General features: G+C 63.0%; 1 protein-coding gene. It reads left to right on the top strand.

Annotated elements, in window-relative coordinates:
- On the top strand, window positions 1-413 hold a 413-nt coding region (locus GM658_RS28660), incomplete at both ends, for a hemagglutinin repeat-containing protein (RefSeq protein WP_155457515.1).

The raw sequence follows: 413 nt of genomic DNA, 5'->3' as shown, positions 1-413 counted from the left end.
TACGCCGCCGCCAACGTGGGCAATGGCCACAACAACAGCGACTCCACGATCAACAACAACACCCAGCTCAAAGCGGACACCATCAACCTGCATAGCAAGGGCGACGCCACGCTGAAAGGTGCGACTGCAACGGCTGGCACCATCAACGCCGATGTCGGCGGCAAGCTGGCCGTGGAAAGCGTGCAGGATACAAGCAAAGAAGAGACCAGCCAGACCGGCGTTGGCGTGCGTGTGCAGGTGGGCTTCGGCGCGTGGAGCGCCAGCGGCAACGTATCTCAGGCCAACAGCCATGGCAGCTCGACCTCGGTCGGCCAGCAATCGGGCCTGTTCGCCGGCGACGGCGGCTACCACGTCAAGGCCGATACGGTTGACCTGAAAGGCGGCGCTATCGCCAGCACTAACACGACCGATTC

This window comes from Massilia eburnea (assembly GCF_009720745.1).
In the GTDB taxonomy this organism is placed as follows: Bacteria; Pseudomonadota; Gammaproteobacteria; order Burkholderiales; family Burkholderiaceae_D; genus Rugamonas; species Rugamonas eburnea.
The sequence above is the reverse complement of the archived record's forward strand: the minus strand, read 5'-3'. Positions and strand labels throughout refer to the sequence as shown.